Annotated in this window: 15 protein-coding genes and 1 pseudogene; 10 read left to right on the forward strand and 6 right to left on the reverse strand. The window is 54.1% G+C overall.

Annotation, left to right across the window (positions count from 1 at the left end; genetic code table 11):
• Positions 1–8 precede the first annotated feature (8 nt).
• From mrdA to ACOYNV_RS06100, 3 genes are read left to right on the forward strand one after another with little or no spacing between them, the layout of a single operon-like run.
• Positions 9–1,916, forward strand: a complete 1,908-nt coding sequence (gene mrdA / locus ACOYNV_RS06090) for a penicillin-binding protein 2 (protein WP_422898862.1) — start codon at positions 9–11, stop codon at positions 1,914–1,916.
• A gap of 3 nt (positions 1,917–1,919) precedes the next feature.
• Positions 1,920–3,026 (forward strand): rod shape-determining protein RodA, encoded by a 1,107-nt coding sequence (rodA, locus tag ACOYNV_RS06095; RefSeq protein ID WP_422898863.1) that lies wholly within the window; start codon positions 1,920–1,922, stop codon positions 3,024–3,026.
• A gap of 13 nt (positions 3,027–3,039) precedes the next feature.
• On the forward strand, positions 3,040–4,068 hold the full coding sequence (locus ACOYNV_RS06100; RefSeq protein ID WP_422898864.1) for a septal ring lytic transglycosylase RlpA family protein: 1,029 nt from the start codon (positions 3,040–3,042) through the stop codon (positions 4,066–4,068).
• On the opposite strand, the gene hypF is transcribed toward ACOYNV_RS06100, so the two are convergent.
• The 6 genes from hypF to rpmH form a co-directional block, all read right to left on the reverse strand.
• On the reverse strand, positions 4,065–6,371 hold the full coding sequence (gene hypF / locus ACOYNV_RS06105) for a carbamoyltransferase HypF (RefSeq protein ID WP_422898865.1): 2,307 nt from the start codon (positions 6,369–6,371) through the stop codon (positions 4,065–4,067). The two genes, ACOYNV_RS06100 and hypF, sit on opposite strands and share 4 nt — an antisense overlap.
• Before the next feature lie 711 nt (positions 6,372–7,082).
• Positions 7,083–8,459 (reverse strand): tRNA uridine-5-carboxymethylaminomethyl(34) synthesis GTPase MnmE, encoded by a 1,377-nt coding sequence (mnmE, locus tag ACOYNV_RS06110; protein ID WP_422898866.1) that lies wholly within the window; start codon positions 8,457–8,459, stop codon positions 7,083–7,085.
• A complete protein-coding gene (yidC, locus tag ACOYNV_RS06115) occupies positions 8,425–10,122 on the reverse strand; it encodes a membrane protein insertase YidC (RefSeq protein WP_422898867.1) in 1,698 nt (565 codons plus the stop codon). Before yidC ends, mnmE begins: the two co-directional genes overlap by 35 nt.
• A gap of 24 nt (positions 10,123–10,146) precedes the next feature.
• The gene (gene yidD, locus ACOYNV_RS06120; protein WP_422898868.1) at positions 10,147–10,356 is read right to left on the reverse strand and encodes a membrane protein insertion efficiency factor YidD; all 210 of its coding nucleotides are present in this window, start codon (positions 10,354–10,356) and stop codon (positions 10,147–10,149) included.
• 4 nt (positions 10,357–10,360) lie between these two features.
• A complete protein-coding gene (gene rnpA, locus ACOYNV_RS06125; protein ID WP_422898869.1) occupies positions 10,361–10,756 on the reverse strand; it encodes a ribonuclease P protein component in 396 nt (131 codons plus the stop codon).
• On the reverse strand, positions 10,753–10,887 hold the full coding sequence (gene rpmH / locus ACOYNV_RS06130; RefSeq protein WP_294270699.1) for a 50S ribosomal protein L34: 135 nt from the start codon (positions 10,885–10,887) through the stop codon (positions 10,753–10,755). Before rpmH ends, rnpA begins: the two co-directional genes overlap by 4 nt.
• Before the next feature lie 313 nt (positions 10,888–11,200).
• Here rpmH and dnaA point away from each other — a divergent pair, with 313 nt between their 5' ends.
• From dnaA to ACOYNV_RS06165, 7 genes and pseudogenes are all read left to right on the forward strand, one after another.
• Positions 11,201–12,604, forward strand: coding sequence for a chromosomal replication initiator protein DnaA (gene dnaA, locus ACOYNV_RS06135; RefSeq protein WP_422898870.1), 1,404 nt, complete (start codon positions 11,201–11,203; stop codon positions 12,602–12,604).
• A gap of 210 nt (positions 12,605–12,814) precedes the next feature.
• Positions 12,815–13,927, forward strand: a complete 1,113-nt coding sequence (dnaN, locus tag ACOYNV_RS06140) for a DNA polymerase III subunit beta (RefSeq protein WP_422898871.1) — start codon at positions 12,815–12,817, stop codon at positions 13,925–13,927.
• Positions 13,928–13,985: 58 nt separating this feature from the next.
• Positions 13,986–16,454, forward strand: coding sequence for a DNA topoisomerase (ATP-hydrolyzing) subunit B (gyrB, locus tag ACOYNV_RS06145; protein WP_422898872.1), 2,469 nt, complete (start codon positions 13,986–13,988; stop codon positions 16,452–16,454).
• A complete protein-coding gene (locus tag ACOYNV_RS06150) occupies positions 16,423–16,851 on the forward strand; it encodes a hypothetical protein (RefSeq protein ID WP_422898873.1) in 429 nt (142 codons plus the stop codon). Before gyrB ends, ACOYNV_RS06150 begins: the two co-directional genes overlap by 32 nt.
• Before the next feature lie 33 nt (positions 16,852–16,884).
• On the forward strand, positions 16,885–17,592 hold the full coding sequence (locus tag ACOYNV_RS06155) for a 16S rRNA pseudouridine(516) synthase (protein WP_422898874.1): 708 nt from the start codon (positions 16,885–16,887) through the stop codon (positions 17,590–17,592).
• An 87-nt stretch (positions 17,593–17,679) separates the two neighbouring features.
• Positions 17,680–18,030 carry a DsrE/DsrF/TusD sulfur relay family protein gene (locus ACOYNV_RS06160; protein ID WP_422898877.1) on the forward strand — a complete coding sequence of 117 codons (351 nt, stop codon included), beginning with the start codon at positions 17,680–17,682 and terminating at the stop codon, positions 18,028–18,030.
• 13 nt (positions 18,031–18,043) lie between these two features.
• A pseudogene (locus ACOYNV_RS06165) lies at positions 18,044–18,159 on the forward strand (LysR family transcriptional regulator); the annotation flags it as partial.
• Positions 18,160–18,476: the final 317 nt, after the last annotated feature.

Below are 18,476 nucleotides of genomic sequence, written 5' to 3' on the forward strand. Positions count from 1 at the left end.
TATCAGCCTTGCGCAACCGGCATTCGCCATCGAACAACCAGGATAGTGAGCTTGATCGCTTCCGCTTCCGCATCGCCTTCGCGGCAAGTGCAGTCGTGCTGGCCTTTGCCATCCTGATTGGACGCTTTGTCTTTCTGCAGATCATGCAGCACGATTACTACACCACGCGAGCCGAAGACAATCGCATATCATTGGTGCCGATCGCACCCAACCGTGGCGTCATCCTTGATCGCAACGGAACGGTTATGGCGCGTAATTACTCCGCGTTCACACTCGAAATCACACCGTCAAAAATCGAGAATCTTGACGAAACGATTGATGATCTCGGCAAGCTTATCGAAATCCTGCCCAAGGATCGACGGCGCTTTCGCAAGTTGCTCGAAGAGAGCAAATCATTTGAAAGTCTGCCAATTCGTAACCGGCTGAGCGACCAGGAAGTTGCCCGTTTTGCCGCCAATCGTTATCTCTTTCCCGGCGTTGAAGTCAAGGCGCGCCTTTTTAGGCAGTACCCGCTAGGCTCGATTGCCTCGCATGCCCTCGGCTACATCAATCGCATCAACAAGGCGGATCTGGAAACCATCGAAAAAAACGAACAGGAAGCCAATTACAAAGGTACCGACCACATCGGAAAAACCGGGCTGGAACAAAAATACGAGTTTCAGTTGCACGGCGAGACCGGCTATGAGGAAGTCGAAATCGATTCTGGCGGGCGGGCAGTTCGCAGCCTGTCGCGCACGGCACCGGTGTCCGGAAATAATCTGACGTTGACGCTCGACATGCGCTTGCAGGAGATCACCGAACAGGCATTTGGCGACCGGCGCGGTGCGCTGGTCGCCATTGAACCGTCGACTGGAGGCATACTCGCACTGGTTTCCACGCCCACTTTCGACCCGAATCTTTTTGTCGACGGCATTCGAACGGAAGACTGGGATCTGCTCAACAACTCGCCGGATCGTCCGATGGTCAACCGGGCCCTGAACGGCGCCTATCCACCGGGCTCAACCTTCAAGCCCTTCATGGCACTGGCTGCGCTTGAGATGGGCAAACGCACACCGAGTCAGACGATCTCCGACCCCGGCTACTACAACTTCGGCGGCCATCATTTCCGCGACGACAAGAAGGGCGGACACGGCACGGTAGATATGTACAAATCAATCGTTGCATCGTGCGACACCTACTACTACATGCTAGCCAACGACATGGGCATCGACAATATCGCCCGTTTCATGGGCAGTATCGGACTCGGCAAAAAAACCGGAGTTGACATCGAGGGCGAGTCGGAAGGGGTACTGCCGTCTCCAGAGTGGAAAAAACACCGCTTCAAGCACCTGGAACAGCAGAAATGGTATGCCGGAGAAACCATCTCGATCGGCATCGGCCAGGGCTATAACGCCTACACACCGATCCAGCTGGCGCAAGCCATGGCCGCCGTGGCTAACAACGGGGTGATGTATCGCCCACACCTCGTCAGGTACATTACCGACACCAAGACGGGCGAAAAGACCATGATTGAACCGGAACCCCTGCGAACGCTCCCTTGGAAACAGCAAAACATCGAGACGATCAAGAAGGCGATGGTCGGTGTAAATAAGGAAGGAACCGGTTCCCGCGCGTTTGCCGGTGCCGGCTACGAATCGGGCGGCAAGACCGGTACGGCGCAGCTATTCAGTCTGAAAGGCGCTGAATACAGAGCCGGCAAGCTGAAGAAGGAACTGCATGACCATGCCCTCTTCATCGCCTTTGCGCCGGCCGATAATCCTAAAATCGCTCTCGCCGTGCTGGTCGAGAACGGCGGCTTTGGTGCCCAGTCTGCTGCGCCGATCGCGCGTATGGTGCTTGACTATTATCTGCTGGGCAAGTTGCCCAAGGGCGCGGCGAAAGAAGACGATACGCCGGAAGAGGAAGTGGAGGAATAAGGCATGTTTCCACAGCTACTACAGCGTTTTCGAGCGCGTCTGGTCGGTCATATCGACGGCCCCTTGCTGACGATTACGCTGATCTTGATGGTTTTCGGGCTGGCTACCGTCTATAGCGCCACCTACGACGCCAACAACCGTGCACTCAGCCAGTTGCTCAACATGACTCTTGGTCTGGCCGTGATGTGGGCCGTCGCCCAGCTCCCGCCCCAGAAACTGATGCGCTTTGCCGTCCCGCTCTATGTCCTGGGTGTCATCCTGCTGGTGCTGGTGTACCTGGTGGGGGTCAAGGTCAACGGAGCCAGGCGCTGGCTACCGCTCGGATTCATCCGAATCCAGCCTTCCGAGATTCTCAAGATTGCGGTGCCGCTGATGCTGGCCTGGTATTTCCACAAGTACGAAGCCGCCTTGAAGTTCCGCCATTACGCAATTGCCGGCCTGTTGCTGATCATTCCGTTCGCGCTGATTGCCAAACAGCCCGACCTGGGGACGGCAATCCTGGTCGGCGCGGCGGGCTTCTATGTCATCTTCTTTGCCGGCCTGCCATGGAAGGTGATCATCGGCATGGTCATCGCCGGTGCCAGTGCCGCGCCCTTTGTCTGGACCATGCTTCATGACTACCAGCGCAAGCGAATTCTTACCCTGATTGACCCGACGACCGATCCGCTCGGCTCGGGTTATCACATCATTCAATCGACGATTGCCATCGGCTCGGGCGGTTCATTTGGCAAAGGCTGGCTCGAGGGCACCCAAACCCACCTCGAATTTATCCCGGAGCGTCACACCGACTTCATTTTTGCCGTCTTTTCGGAAGAGCGCGGCTTGCTCGGCAACAGCATTCTCGTCATTCTCTATCTGCTGTTGATCGCTCGTGGCCTGATGATTACAGCCAACGCTTCGACACTATTTGCGCGTGTTTTGGGCGGATCGATCACGCTTAGCTTTTTTACCTACGCCTTCGTCAATATGGGCATGGTCAGCGGCATCTTGCCGGTGGTTGGCGTTCCGCTGCCCTTTATGAGCTATGGCGGAACCGCTCTGGTGACGTTGTTCCTCGGTCTCGGTATCCTGATGAGCATCCATTCGCACCGGATGCTGGTCAAGAAGTAGTGAGGAGTGAGGAGTGAGGAGTAACGAGCTGTGTCTGCTACCTGCGTCGCTGTTCATGCTGCTGTTTCTGGTCGCATGTGGTGGGCAGCCACAACGCACCGTCGATAGCACAACATCCCGCGTGGAACCGGCATCGTCGACAGCTAGCCCGGTGCGCAAGCTGGTCGTGACGCAAAAGCGTGGCGGCGGTTATTACAAGGATGACGGGCCGGGCGAAGACATTCCGGACAATCTTGACGACATCCCGGACGCCCAGCCACGAAGCGAACCGCTGCATCGTTTTGCCAACAAACCCTACAATGTGCTCGGCAAGTCGTATGTGCCGGACACCAGCCTCAAGCCATTCCGGCAGAGCGGTATCGCCAGTTGGTACGGGAAAAAATTCCACGGCCAGAAAACCTCGATTGGCGAGCCCTACGACATGTTCTCGATGACAGCGGCCCACCCGACACTGGCGATCCCCTCCTATGTTCGGGTGAGCAGCGTAAACAGCGGTAAATCCGTGGTCGTGCGCGTCACGGACCGCGGCCCCTTCCACGCCGATCGAATCATCGATCTCTCCTATGCGGCAGCATACCGCCTCGGCTATATCAACAACGGCAGTACGCAGGTTGAAGTCGAAACCATTCTGCCTGGCGCGGCATCAATGCTGGCCTATACCCAGGCCAAACCACTGGCACCGTCCGTCAAGACCCCGGCCTCCAGCGCCGAAGGTGACGAAATTGAAACGCTGGTGGCAAAACTGGCCGTGTACGACACCAATCTAGCATCTCCAACACCTACAGCATCAGTACCGGCAATTGCCTCCCAGAAAGGGGTTTACCTTCAGCTTGGCGCCTTTTCCAACGCGGACAATGCCGAAAGCCTGCGCTCACATCTATCACGCGAAATGGACTGGCTGAACGAAGGGATCCAGATCAATGCCAGTGCAGGAATACACCGCGTACATCTCGGCCCTTACGCCAGCCGTGCCGACGCCGAAAAAGTGGCCGAAAAGATTCGTCTGGCGCTTGGCTACAAACCTGGCTTTGTATCGCGCTAGCCCAGCAGGTACTGCTGGGCAATCCACGCCTGGCCAAGCGCCAGACCGCCGTCGTTGGGCGGCAGGTGGCGCGCCTCGATCAGATGCAGGCCATGGCTGCCAAGACGTGACCGCAAGCCACGTGCCAGCACCAGATTGAGGAAGCAGCCGCCGCTGCCAACAATCGTACTGTTTGACGGTGCAACGGAGCATACCCAATCGGCCAACGCGGCAACCAGCGTCGCATGAAAAACCGCAGCACCGCGCCTTGCATTTTTTTCATCCGCCAGAACAGCAAGGAGCGGCCACAGATTCAGGCAGCCTTCTTCAATTGTCCAAGCGTTATTGAGCGGCAAGACATCACCATAGTGCTCGGCCATCCCCTCAAGAATTTTTGCCGCCTGACCATCGAAAGCCATCGTGGAACTGACGCCAAGCAATCCTGCTGCGGCATTGATGTAGCAGCCAAGACTCGATGTCTCAGGGAAGTTTCCGCCCCGCCCAAGTATTTTTTCGACCGAAGCAGCGGAGCGCTGTTCGGCAAAGCGTTGTTTTATTTCCTTACCGCGTCCGAGTTGCTGCAGCACCGCGGAGGCCAGGCGCCATGGCTCTTTCAGGGCGTGGTCGCCGACGAGTTCGATCGGCACAAGATGGCCAAGACGCCCCAGGCGGACACCATCGATGCGCAACAGTTCACCGCCCCAGGCGCTGCCATCCGACCCTACTCCTATTCCGTCAAGCGCCAGAGCGATAACTGGAGCGTCGACCTGTTGTTCGGCCATAACCGAAGCCATGTGGGCATGATGATGCTGCACGGCGAGCGTCGGCACTCCCCTGTGGTGGGCGAAGTCCATGGCATATCGTGTCGAGTGAAAGTGGTGGTCGAAATCGTGCGCGACAAGCGCTGGTTTGATCTCAAGAAATTTGAGGAGATGGGCAATGGTCTTTTCAAAAAAGTCGCAGGCTGCTGCGTTATCCAGATCACCGATATGTTGCGAAACAAAGGCCTCGTCTCCGCGCGTCACGCATACGGTGTTCTTGAATCGGCCTCCCACCGCCAGCACCGGTGGGCCCGAGCGAGGCATTTTGATAGCACGCGGCGTGTAGCCGCGCGCCCGGCGAACGAGTTGAAGACCCCCGGGTCCGGAACGGGCGACACTGTCGTCGCAACGGGTCAGTATTTCGCGGTCATGCAACAGGAAGGCGTCAGCGATGCCAGACAGGCGCAGCAAGGCTTCGCCGTTGTCTATTACCACTGGTTCTCCCCCAGGATCCGCGTCGGTCATCACCAGGGCAAGTTTCTGCGGAAGATCCAGCCAGCCAAGACCTTGTGGGCGCCCGGCAGCTTCATGAAAGAGCAAATAGTGCAGAGGCGTGCAGGGTAGCATCACGCCTAGCCACCCCAGCCCAGTGGTTACTCCGGGCAGCGCCGCATCACAACTGGTACGCTTTTTGAGCAGAATGATCGGTCGTTCCGGCATGGCGAGCAGACCTGGTTCGCCCACACCCAGATGAACGAAAACGCTAGCCGAGGATGCATTGGCAAGCATCACGGCCAACGGCTTCTCATCACGTTGTTTGCGTTCGCGCAAGACGGCAACGGTCGCTGCATTGCGTGCATCGCAAGCCAGATGAAATCCTCCCAAGCCCTTGATAGCGACGATCTTTCCCTGCCCCAGGAGTGCCACTGCCTGCGCAATCGGATCGCCATGCAGAGGCCGGCCTTCAGCATCCAGCAGGGCAAGTTGCGGCCCGCACTTGGGACAACAATTCACTTCGTTCAGATGCTGTCGACTATCAGTTCTTAGCGCTTCATGTTGACACTTCAGGCACAGAGGGAAGGGTTTGAGGCTCGTTCGCTCGCGAGCATAAGGCAAGGCACGGCAGATGGTGTAGCGCGGCCCGCAACTTGTGCAGTTGGCTAACGCGTAACGCCAGCGCCGGTTTTTAGGGTCGAATATCTCGGCAAGACAATCGCGGCAAACTGCCGTGTCTTGTCCGATCATCGCTGGAGCCCGGCCACCCCGGCTATTCAGGATATAAAAATCCTCGGCAATGCACTCCACGAGGGTATCCTGCGTCGTCACCGAATCGATGCGCGCCAAAGCCGGTGCGTCTTCTTGCAGTCGCTCAATCAGATTCTGCACCTGTTCCGCCGCCCCGCAGACTTCGATTTCGAGACCATGCGAGTCTTTTCTGACCCAGCCGGTAAGATCAAGCTCCTTGGCCAGACGCCAGACAAAAGGACGGAAGCCTACGCCCTGAACGACGCCGCTGAGCCGGATGCGTTGGCAGACGATGTTCGAACTATCAGAAGTTTGCATACGGAGAGTGGTCCGAATTCGTTAGGCTGAAAGGGCTAGCATTCTTGCGGCCAGAGATTTTCTGGATTGTCGGTTCGAGTTCAAGACACCTTGAAACACTATGCATTCTATCGATTGTCTTTGAACCAAGGCATCCGTGTTTTTACGGTGGTTGAAAAGGCGGTACAACAACTCAGGCTGGGGGTACTTGGCTGTCGAGGATCATTCCTTGCAATACACAAACATTGCAGCTAAACCAGCAATCAGAAGCAGGAAGCACAAAAACTCCAACTAAAACAGTCTGAGTCTTTCATGTCTACCTGTGCCTTTAACTCGGGAATGAAAACCTCCTCCCCCTTTTTCGCTCCCCAGTTACATCTATAGCAGATAAACACACTTTCTGAAACTGGAGGGAACACCTTCCGCGCCTTGTTCGCACCAATTACGGCCGTGTCGGCGAACGTCTTGCGTTATGAGGTTCCCCGAAGGGCGTGTTACTTGGAGGTGTCAATGTCGGGTCTACACCAGAAGCTTATTCAACCGCATCGTTTCCTCCACGTCGGCTCCAGTTGCTACCGGTCGGAATTCGCTCCCGCTGGAAGACAGCCCCTTGACACGACGGTGGCCTGGATCGGCGATCTATAAGCCATACGCCTGAAGAGTGGCGTATTCATTGGCTTTTCAGCTTGAATGCTCCAAGAACGTTTATTCATGCCGCTTTCCGAGCGTTTGTTATTTTCCGATGCAAAACCGACTGAATATTTCACCGAGAAGATCGTCGGCGGTAAACTTGCCGGTGATGGAACCGAGTGCCATTTGGGCCAGTCGCAGCTCCTCGGCAAACAGTTCGAGTTGTGGGAGCTGAGCTTGGGCGGTGGCGATGTGTTCGCGGGTATCGGCCAGAGCGCGTAAATGGCGTTCGCGAGCTATGAATACATCTTCGGCAGGGTGCCAGCCAGCAATCCGCAACAACGCCTGGCGCAGAAGTTCTATTCCTTCGCCGTGTTTGGCCGAGAGCGAAATGGCTTGTCCATCGGCTTGGTCGTGGAGTTCAGCCGGGCGTCCGGCCAGATCGATCTTGTTATATACGGTGATGCGCTTAAGGTGTGCAGGGAACTGGGCGAGAATGGCACGTTCGGCATCACCGACGCCGCTACGGGCATCAACCAGCAATACCACCACATCGGCACGTTCGATCTCACGCCAGGTGCGGGCAATGCCTATTTTCTCGATTTCGTCTTCGGTGGCACGCAGGCCTGCGGTATCGATTACATGCAGCGGTATGCCTTCGACCTGTAGCGTGCTGCGGACGACGTCGCGTGTGGTACCGGCTACCGGCGTGACAATGGCCAGTTCGTCGCCAGCCAGCCGGTTCAGCAGGCTGGACTTGCCAACGTTGGGCTGTCCGGCGAGGACGACATGCAGGCCGCCTTGCAGAAGCTTGCCCTGCTGGGCGCGGTCGAAAACATTGGCCAGCCTAAGTTGCAATCTTTCCAGGCGGCCAAAGGCATCGTCAGCCTTGAGGAAATCGACTTCTTCCTCGGGAAAATCGAGGGTCGCTTCGACCAGTGCCCTGAGTTCGATCAACTGTCCGAGTAGCGCGTTTACTTCCTTCGAAAACTCTCCTTGCAGCGAACGCACGGCGCTGCGCGCTGAGGTTGTTGTGGCGGCATCGATCAGATCGATAACCGCTTCGGCCTGCGCCAGGTCAAGCTTGCCGTTGAGGTAGGCGCGGCGGGTGAATTCACCCGGTTCGGCCAGGCGTGCGCCGAGATCCAGGCACCGCGCCAGCAGCATTTGCATCACTACGCTGCCGCCATGGCCCTGCAGTTCAAGGACGTCTTCGCCTGTGAAGGAGTGCGGGGCGGGAAAATAAATGAGAAGGCCGCTGTCGATGAGGCTGCCATCGGCGGCACAAAAGTCGGCCAAGGTGGCTTGGCGGGCTGGCGGTTGCTTGGCGCTCAGCGCCTGGGAAATGGCCAGGAGGCCATGGCCGGAGATACGGATGACGCCGATGCCGCCACGGCCAGGAGCCGTAGCGATGGCGGCAATGGTTTCCGGATGCGGGCCCGAATCAGGCCTTGGCGTCGTTGGCGGCTTTTCCGCCACGTTCGACCATCCGGGTTATCTGCCATTGCTGGGCAATTGAAAGAGTGTTGTTCACGACCCAGTAGAGCACCAGACCGGCCGGGAAAAAGAAGAACATGACACCGAAAATGAAAGGCATGAACATCGTGATCTTGGCCTGGATCGGATCGGGCGGTGTCGGGTTGAGCTTGGTCTGGATCAGCATGGTCGCCATCATGATGGCCGGCAGTACATAGAACGGATCTGGCGAAGACAGATCCGTGATCCACAGGATCCACGGGGCGTCGCGCATCTCGACGGCACCAAGAAGCGCCCAATAAAGTGCGATGAAGACCGGGATCTGCACCAGAATTGGCAAACAACCACCGAGCGGATTGATCTTCTCCGTCTTGTAAAGATTCATCATCTCCTGGTTCAGCTTCTGTTTGTCGTCGCCGTAACGTTCCCTCAGTGCTACCAAACGAGGCGTAATGGTACGCATCTTGGCCATTGATTTATAGCTGGCCGCTGACAAGGGGAAGAAAATTGCCTTGATACAAATGGTCAGCAAGACAATGGACCAGCCCCAGTTGCCGACAAACTTGTGGATAATTTCAAGACACCAGAAAATCGGAGCGGCAACAATCGTCAGCCAGCCGTAGTCGACGACCAGCGGCAAACCCTGGGCACCAACACCGCCATCAGCGACCGGCTTGGCCAGTTGATCGAGCATCGACTGGATTTGCGGCCCGGCATAGAGGGAGACTGACTGGCTGGCCTTGGTACCTGGTGCGACAACCGGTGCCGGCACCATGATTCCAGCCGTGATCGCCGGACGGGCGCCACCTTCCAGATTGCGCACATAGAATTCGCGCTGCATATTTTCCGGTGGAATCCAGGCCGAAACGAAATAGTGCTGCACCATCGCCATCCATCCGTTGTCGCCCTTGGTATTGAACTTGACCTTGCCCTTCTCGATGTCGGAAAAATCGATCTTCTGATATTTCTCCTGATCAGTGAAAACGGCCGGTCCGGTAAAGGTGCTGACCATCTTGCTTTCACCCTCCGGAGCTACCGTATCGCGCTGCAGTTGATAGTAGGCATGTGCCGCGATTTCATTTTGGCTGCCATTGTTGATTTCATAAGCGACGTCGATCAGGTAGCTGCCACGGGTGAAGGTGTAAACCCTGGCCACCTTGACGCCACCGACAGCCGGCGCTTCCAGGCGAAGCTGAACGGATTTCGCGTCAGGCGCCAACTCCCGGCTTCCAGGAGAAACGGCAAACATCGTTTTGTGATTGGGCAGTCCTTCGCCGATCAATCCACTTTGCGCGGCATACTGGTGCTTGGTATCAAAGAGTGAAAAGCTCTTCGACTTGTCGTCGATCGCTTTGTAGTTATTCAGTTCCAGACCGACGATATCACCGCCCTGCGTTGATACTTCGGCAACGAAAAGATCGGTCTTGATGCTTATTACTTCGCCCTTCGCGGCAACGGGTGTGGGAGTAGCGCCTGGCACCGAGGAAGCAGCTACTGGGGCCGACTTTATTGCAGAAGGTACCGGAACAGGCGAACCGTTTGCTGGGGTGGTAACAGCCGCTATTTGCGCCGCGACTTTTGGCTGGTTATATTTCTGCCAGGCATCCCAGAGCATGACGAGCGAGAAAGAAAAGACTAAGAGGAGAATCAGGCGTCGGTTATCCATTAACGGCCTATACAAAAATAGATTTCAGGGTACTGGGTCAAAACCGCCCGGATTCCACGGGTGGCAGCGGGATATGCGTTTGAGGCCAAGGCGTGTGCCGTTGAATGCACCGTATTTCTCAACTGCTTCTGCGGTGTACTCCGAGCAACTGGGGTAAAAGCGGCAGCGTCGCCCAAGAAAGGGGCTGATCGCGTACTTGTAGATGCGAATCAGTGCCAGCAGCAACAATTTCATCGGCTCATCGTTCAGGTGAGATCATTTTGCCCAGCAATCCCCGGATTTCTTCAGCCAGGACTCGCCGGTCGAGTGTTTGGGGTTTAGCTGCCAAGCGTAATATCAGGTCACGCGAGGGTAGCCGGCAACGCATCATTCGGAAGTTTTCTCGAGCTAATCGCCGGATCAGGTTGCGATCCACCGAACGGCGTAGAAGCCGCTTGGCGACAACCAGACCCAACCGGGCTCCTGCTCCTTCCTCAGCCGCCCGAAGGCGGTAATGTAACAGGAAATGGGTGCTTTTCAGCGCCTTCCTGAAACCAAAAACGGATGAATATTCATCCGTTTTTGTCAGTCGATAGTACTTGGGGAACGCGGTAACTGAAACCTCGCGTTCGCCAGCAGGTTGCTTGGCGTTCAAACGGCCAAACGATGACGACCTTTTGCTCGACGGGCGCGAATCACGGCTCGGCCGCCACGGGTAGCCATACGGACGAGGAAGCCGTGGGTACGCTTGCGACGAATTACCGACGGTTGGTAGGTGCGTTTCATTATTAAACCCTTGGAGTCATTGCGAAGTAAGCGTGCGATTAGACATGGTCTGGCTTGCTCTTGTCAAGTCTAAATTTTTATCGATGCTGTGGATAACTTTCACGTGACAGGTTAAAATCTCTTTCATGCATGGTTCCCATGAACCTGAAAGCAGCAACCGAAGAAACAGAAGTAATTCCTGTCCAGGCCACAAAAACCGTACTAGCACACCAACCATACTTCCTGCCTGGTCCTGATGTAGGTGCGTAAATTGCGGACAGCCACCGGCGACCCCATTGCAGCACCTAATCGGGATTGTGTTGAATCACCAGTCATGAGTAGTTTCTGGATCTCTTGCCTAAGCCAGTTCGAACAAGAACTTCCGCCTCAGCAATTCAATACGTGGATTCGTCCCCTTCGTCTCGAAGGTGAAGATGATTTCACTAACGGTCTGCGCCTGCTTGCCCCCAACGGTTTCATTCTGAAGTGGGTGAAGGAGCGCTACCTGACGCGTATCGAGGAACTCGGCAGTGCGTTTTTTTCCGCGCCGGTCAGCGTTACCCTTGTACTCGGAGAACGCCCCCCGATTCCGGTCAATCCACAGAGATCGCCCGCAGTAGGTTCAGCAGCATCGACGGACAGACTCGGCAAAATGCAGAACAGCACGATCCCTGTCTTCGATCGACCGGCTGAAAAGGCCAGTGGCCTCTACGAAAAAACCCGGCTTATCCCCGGTTTCACCTTTGAAAACCTGATTGTCGGAAAGGCCAACGATCTTGCGCGAGCAGCTTCGATACAGGTGGCCATCAACCCCGGTGGTGCTGCCTATAACCCGTTGTTTATTTACGGGGGCGCCGGACTTGGGAAAACCCACCTCATTCACGCCATCGGTAATTTTATCCTCGAACAGAATTCTGCCAAAGTTGTACGGTATGTTCATGCCGAGGATTATTATTCAGACGTCGTACGTGCCTATCAGACCAAGTCGTTTGATGCTTTCAAGCGCTACTATCGTTCTCTTGATGTTCTATTGCTTGACGATGTGCAGTTCTTTAACGGAAAAAACCGGACACAGGAAGAATTCTTTTTTGTTTTCAATGCGTTGATTGAAGCAAAGAAGCAGATTGTTATTAGTTGTGATACTTACCCGAAGGATATTTCAGGTCTTGAAGATCGTCTGATTACCCGCTTTGACTGGGGTCTTACGGTTCAGATTGAGCCCCCGGAAATTGAGATGCGCGTCGCCATCCTGAAAAAAAAGGCTGAGGTTGATAGTGTAGACTTAAATGATGATGTTGCTTTTTACATTGCAAAACATCTTCGATCCAATGTCCGTGAACTTGAGGGAGCACTGAAGAAAGTACTCGCCTACGCTTCTTTCCATGGTCGAAAAATCGATCTGGATCTCGCTAAAGACTCTCTTAAAGATTTAATTGGTGCGGTTAACCGACAGATCACCGTAGAAAATATTCAGAAAACTGTAGCGGATTACTTCAAAATCAAGGTCTCAGATCTTTTTTCAAAAAAACGTACGCGCCAAATCGTACGTCCTCGCCAAGTCGCCATGTGGCTTGCAAAGAATCTGACTTCGCAAAGCTATCCTTCAATTGGCGAAGCTTTTGGTGGCCGCGACCATACGACTGTTCTGCACGCCGTGCGCACTATTGAAGCGTTGCGTGCGAGAGATAACACTTTGAATCACGATGTTCACCTGCTATTGCAGGTGTTGAAAGGCTAGTGCCAATTTGAATAAGTCGATGTAAATGTTGTTGGTAAGCATTTAACAAGGTTTCAAATATGAGGTTGTGTATAAATTGTCAAATATTATCCACAGGTATATACAGAGTTTTTACAGCAGCGAATTATGTTCTAATTAACTGATAAATAAAGATAAATCATTAATATCCACAGAGTTGCTTCTGGCATTATCTTTTTAGGATTTATATATATGCTTCTTATTAAAACCCAGCGTGACATGCTTCTCGCTCCCTTGCAGTCAGTATCAGGGATTGTCGAGAAGAGACATACCCTGCCTATTTTGTCGAATGTTCTGCTTGAGAAAAAGGCTGACAAACTAACCTTGCTGGCGACTGATATTGAAATTCAGATCACCACCTCGACCAGTGGCGCCTCCGGCGATGGTGATGGTGCAATAACCGTTGGGGCACGCAAACTACAGGATATTCTGAGGTCTTTGCCGGACAGCGCTGAAGTCAGTTTGAACCTTGATGATAAGCGGTTGCAGGTTCGCTCCGGAAAGAGCCGGTTCACTCTGCAAACCTTGCCGGCTGAAGATTTTCCCCGTATGGTATTGTCTGATGGCGATCTCAAAAAAATAACGGTTACACAAAAACAGTTCCGTCATCTGTTGGGACAGACTCAATTTTCAATGGCGGCACAGGATGTTCGTTACTATTTGAACGGACTGTTACTTCTGGTTGATGGTAACGAGTTGCGTGCCGTAGCAACTGATGGTCACAGACTGGCTTACGCCAGCATGCCGCTTGAAGGCGATGCTACATCACCGCGCCTGGAATTGATTTTGCCACGTAAAACAGTGCTCGAATTGAGTCGATTGCTTGCCGATAACGATGAACCCTTGCAGGTCGAATTAGCGCCCAACCAGATACGTTTTCAGTTTGGCCACATCAACCTGGTTTCAAAATTGATCGACGGTAAATTCCCTGATTATGAGCGAGTCATACCTGCAACCCTCAAGAACGTGGTTGCACTGAATCGTGCGGCGCTTCTTCAATCAATGGTACGAGCAGCGATTCTGACCAATGAAAAATTCCGTGGCGTTCGTCTGGTACTGACTCCCGGTAGCATGAAGATCATGGCTGCCAACGCCGAGCAGGAAGAAGCGCAGGAAGAAATTGAAGTTGACTATAACGGCGATGTAATCGATGTGGGTTTCAATGTAGGTTATTTGCTTGATGTTTTGAACAACACCTCGGTCGAAACGGTGGAATGGGGTTTTAACGACGCCAACTCGAGCGCCCTATTGACAATTCCTGGAAATGACCGTTTCAAGTACGTTGTTATGCCCATGCGTATTTAACGCATTGTTTATAAATAGATTTGTAGATGTTTCACGTGAAACAGAAATTGGATAGAGCATGATTGATGAAAATGGCCAGTCCGCTTACGATGAATCAAGCATTCAACAGCTTGAGGGTCTTGAAGCAGTCCGCAAGCGCCCCGGAATGTACATTGGCGATACCTCTGACGGTACCGGATTGCACCACATGGTGTTTGAAGTGGTTGATAACGCCATCGATGAGGCTCTAGCCGGTTATTGTGACGATATCGTTATAACCATTCATGCCGATAGTTCGATTTCGGTGACAGATAATGGTCGGGGAATCCCGACCGGAATCAAGTTCGACGACAAGCATGAGCCGAAGCGTTCGGCTGCCGAAATAGTCATGTGCGTGTTGCATGCCGGGGGCAAGTTCAATCAGAACTCGTATAAGGTTTCCGGTGGCTTGCACGGCGTTGGCGTTTCCTGTGTCAATGGACTTTCGAAGTGGCTTCGCCTGACGATCCGGCGCGAGGGGAAAAAGTTCCAATTGGACTTCAACCGCGGAGCTGTGGTTGACCGGCTGATTGAAATCCATAACGGTGTCGAAGTGTCACCGCTCAGGGTTATCGGACAAACCGAAAGACGGGGAACCGAAGTTCACTTCATGGCTGATGAGGAGATTTTCGGAAATATCGAGTTCCATTACGAGATTATTGCCAAGCGTCTGCGTGAACTTTCGTTCCTGAATAATGGGGTAAAAATACGTCTTATTGATCAGCGTACCGGCAAAGAGGAAGATTTTGCCTTCCTCGGTGGAGTCAAGGGTTTCGTTGAATACATCAACCGCACCAAGACTGTGCTGCATCCGAATATATTCTGCTCGTCAGGTGAATCAACCACCCCCAACGGCGTGATCAGCGTAGAAGTGGCAATGCAGTGGAATGACACCTACGCCGAGCAGGTGCTGTGCTTCACCAACAACATTCCTCAGTCGGATGGCGGTACGCACATGACCGGCTTGCGTGCGGCGATGACGCGGGTGCTTAACAAATACATTGACGAACACGAGATTGCCAAGAAGGCCAAGGTCGACATCACCAGTGACGACATGCGCGAAGGCCTCGCTTGTGTGCTTTCGGTAAAAATGCCTGACCCGAAGTTTGCTTCGCAGACAAAGATGAAGCTTGTTTCATCCGAGGCGCGTCCGGCCGTAGAGGAAGTCGTCGCGGCAAGATTGACCGAATTTATGCAGGAACGGCCGCTCGACGCAAAAGTCATCACTGGCAAGATTGTCGAGGCTGCTCGCGCCCGCGATGCCGCCCGCAAGGCGCGTGAAATGACACGTCGAAAAGGCTTGCTTGACGGGGTCGGATTACCCGGCAAGCTTGCCGATTGCCAGGAAAAGGATCCAGCGCTGTGTGAGCTGTATCTGGTTGAGGGTGATTCCGCCGGAGGTTCTGCAAAACAAGGGCGCGATCGCAAGTTCCAGGCAATATTGCCGCTCAAGGGAAAGATACTCAACGTTGAAAAGGCTCGGTTCGATAAGCTGATTTCTTCGCAGGAAATCGTTACGCTGATTACGGCGCTGGGTACAGGTATCGGCAAGGATGAATACAAACCGGAGAAGTTGCGTTATCACCGCTTGATCATCATGACCGATGCCGACGTTGATGGAGCACACATCCGAACCTTGCTGCTCACCTTCTTTTACCGCCAAATGCCAGAGTTGGTGGAAGGTGGGCATATCTACATCGCTCAGCCTCCGCTTTACAAGGTCAAGCACGGAAAAACCGAGCGTTACATAAAGGACGACCAAGCCCTAAATCAGTTCTTGCTGACGCTTGCTTTGGAAGATTCTGTACTAATGCCGAAAGTCGGTGCTCCGGAAATATCAGGTTCCGCGTTTGAAGAACTTGCGCGTGAATACCTGCTGGCCGAAGCTGTCATCAACCGGCTATCGCACATGATCAACCCACAGGTGCTGCACGCCCTGATCGATGCTAATCTGACAATCGATTTGACATCCGAGGCTTCTGCACAGGCCAGCGCAGAAGCTTTGATGGACGTTATCGGCAGGAAGATTGGTGTTCATATCCTTGCTCGCTACGATCGAGCGCAGGAGCGTTGGCAATTGCGCCTGGAGAAGATGCATCATGGCAATCTCAAGGTCGGGGTCATCGATGACGACCTGCTGGTCAGTGGCGATTATGTGCAACTGCGCAAAACCGCTGAAATCCTTGCTGGATTGTATGGCCCCGGTGGGTATGTCGCTCGTGGAGAAAAGAAGCAGCCCGTTACTGGATTTGCTGAAACAATGCGCTGGTTGCTCAGTGAAGTTGAGCGTGGTATCAGCAAGCAGCGTTACAAAGGTCTGGGCGAAATGAATCCGGAACAACTGTGGGAAACGACAATGGATCCCAAGGTTCGTCGCCTGTTAAAGGTTCAGATCGAAGACGCCATTGGCGCTGACGAGATCTTCACCACGCTGATGGGTGAACTGGTCGAACCACGCCGAAACTTCATTGAATCGAATGCATTGGCTGCTCGTAACATCGACGTTTGAAAATGACGAAACCAGGGATTCACTGACTTACGGGCGCCATGATTTAAGGGAAACCACCTCGTACAAGCAACTGAGCTTCCTGCAGCACATTGTCACTATGGGGCCCTTGAAGCTGGATGTCCTGCGTGATTTCGTTACCTGCTACAAAGCAAAAAACCGGCACGAGCGGATTGAAACTTTTCGGTTCAAGTACAACCGCTGCGAAGTCCTGATCTTTCGTGACAAAGCCGGGATGGACCTGTACAGGCTCAAGGATGGCAGCCTGGATAATCTTGATGACTTTCCGCTTCCCGATGTGCTGCAGCAGGAAATCATCGACCATCTGGAGGCGGCGCTGTCGTCTTTCGGAGAGGTTGGTTCCCTTCGCCAAGTTTCGTCAGCAAGAATTGAGGGTTGATTTGCATCACACTTTTTCATTTGGACCTAACTGATGGAGCTTGAACGCCTGCTTAGATCACAGGGTTTTGGTAGTCGGCCGGAGTGTCGGTCGCTTATTTGTTCGGGGCGCGTCTGCGTCAACGGTGAACTTTGCGATGACCCCTATAATGACTTTGTTCCGGAAGGGCTGAATTTCTCGGTGGATGGACTGCCTTTGATCTTCCGCAAGCTTGTCTATATTGCCTTGAACAAGCCACCCGACTACGAATGTTCACACAAGCCGAAATATCACCCGAGCGTCTTTTCGCTGCTGCCCCGCTTTTTGCTGACGCGTGACGTGCAGGCGGTTGGTAGACTTGATGAGGACACTACCGGTCTGCTGTTGCTGTCAGACGACGGGCAGTTTATCCATACTTACAGTTCGCCAAAAAAGAAGATAGCGAAGGTCTATGAAGTATCGGCCAAGCATCCGGTGGATGATGCCCAGATCGCCGTTTTAATTAAAGGCGTTCAGTTGAACGATGAGCCTTCACCAATAGCGGCGGCAGGTTGTGAGCGGGTTTCAGAGCGGCTGATGCGGCTGACCGTCACCGAGGGAAAGTACCACCTCGTCAAGCGCATGGTAGCGGCAGCCGGAAACCGGGTTGAGGCGCTGCGCCGGATTTCGGTGGGCGGTTTAAATTTGCCGGAAGCCTTGGCGCTCGGCGAATGGATGTGGCTTGAAGCAGCGGATCTGGAGCGACTGGCACAGCGTGATTGATTTGCCTAGCTTGCCGTTGCCGAGTTCCACCGCAGGGTGCATGATTGGCTGGTTATTGATCAATTCAAGGGGAATATCTTGCAGAGTGTGTTGATTCTCGTGCATGCGCCGGCTTATGGCAGTGAGCGCGTGCTAAGCGCATTGCGCCTGGCAACGGCAATTGCCGGGCAGGAGAGCGAAACGGTCGATCTGCGTCTATTCATGATGTCGGACGCCGTCACCGTCGGTCTGCCCAACCAGATCGGGGCGGAAGCCGGGAGTAGTCTGCAACTTATGCTCGAAAATCTGGTTCAGCACGGTGCGCAGATCCGGCTTTGCCGTAGCTGCGCCCAGGCGCGTGGAATCGTCGATTTAGTGCTGATTCCAGGGGTGAGTATCGGCACCCTGCCGGAACTCGCGGATTGGACCTTGGCAGCAGACAAAGTTATCACCTTCTGATTCGCTTCCTGGAATGACCCTTACTGAACTTCGTTACATCGTTATGCTCGCCCGCGAGCGGCATTTCGGGCGAGGTGCCGAGAAGTGCCACTCAGCCAGCCGCATCTCTCGGTAGCCTTGAAGGCAGTTCGCTGGAAAAGGTGTGCCACATGGTGATAAGTGCAGTGGGAATTAACGCGTTGCCGGTTTCTGCGGCTAAATCATAACCGCAGAATGAGCCGCTGTTGCAGTAGCGCCGCTTTACTGACCCTACCCCATTCATGCAGGTAGTCATCGCTGCGGAAGCCGCCTTGCTGCGTGCACAGGCAATATACGATTTGCGTGGTGCGATCATGGGGTCGCCTTCCCCCCCCCGTAAGGTGCCTGGGGAGGTTTTCTTGATCGCGCTATGGTCAGACGACCTGACCTCTAGGATATTGTGATGTCCACAAAGTCAGCGCGAACAG

The sequence above is a fragment of the Propionivibrio sp. genome (assembly GCF_049316945.1).
Taxonomy (GTDB): Bacteria; Pseudomonadota; Gammaproteobacteria; order Burkholderiales; family Rhodocyclaceae; genus Propionivibrio.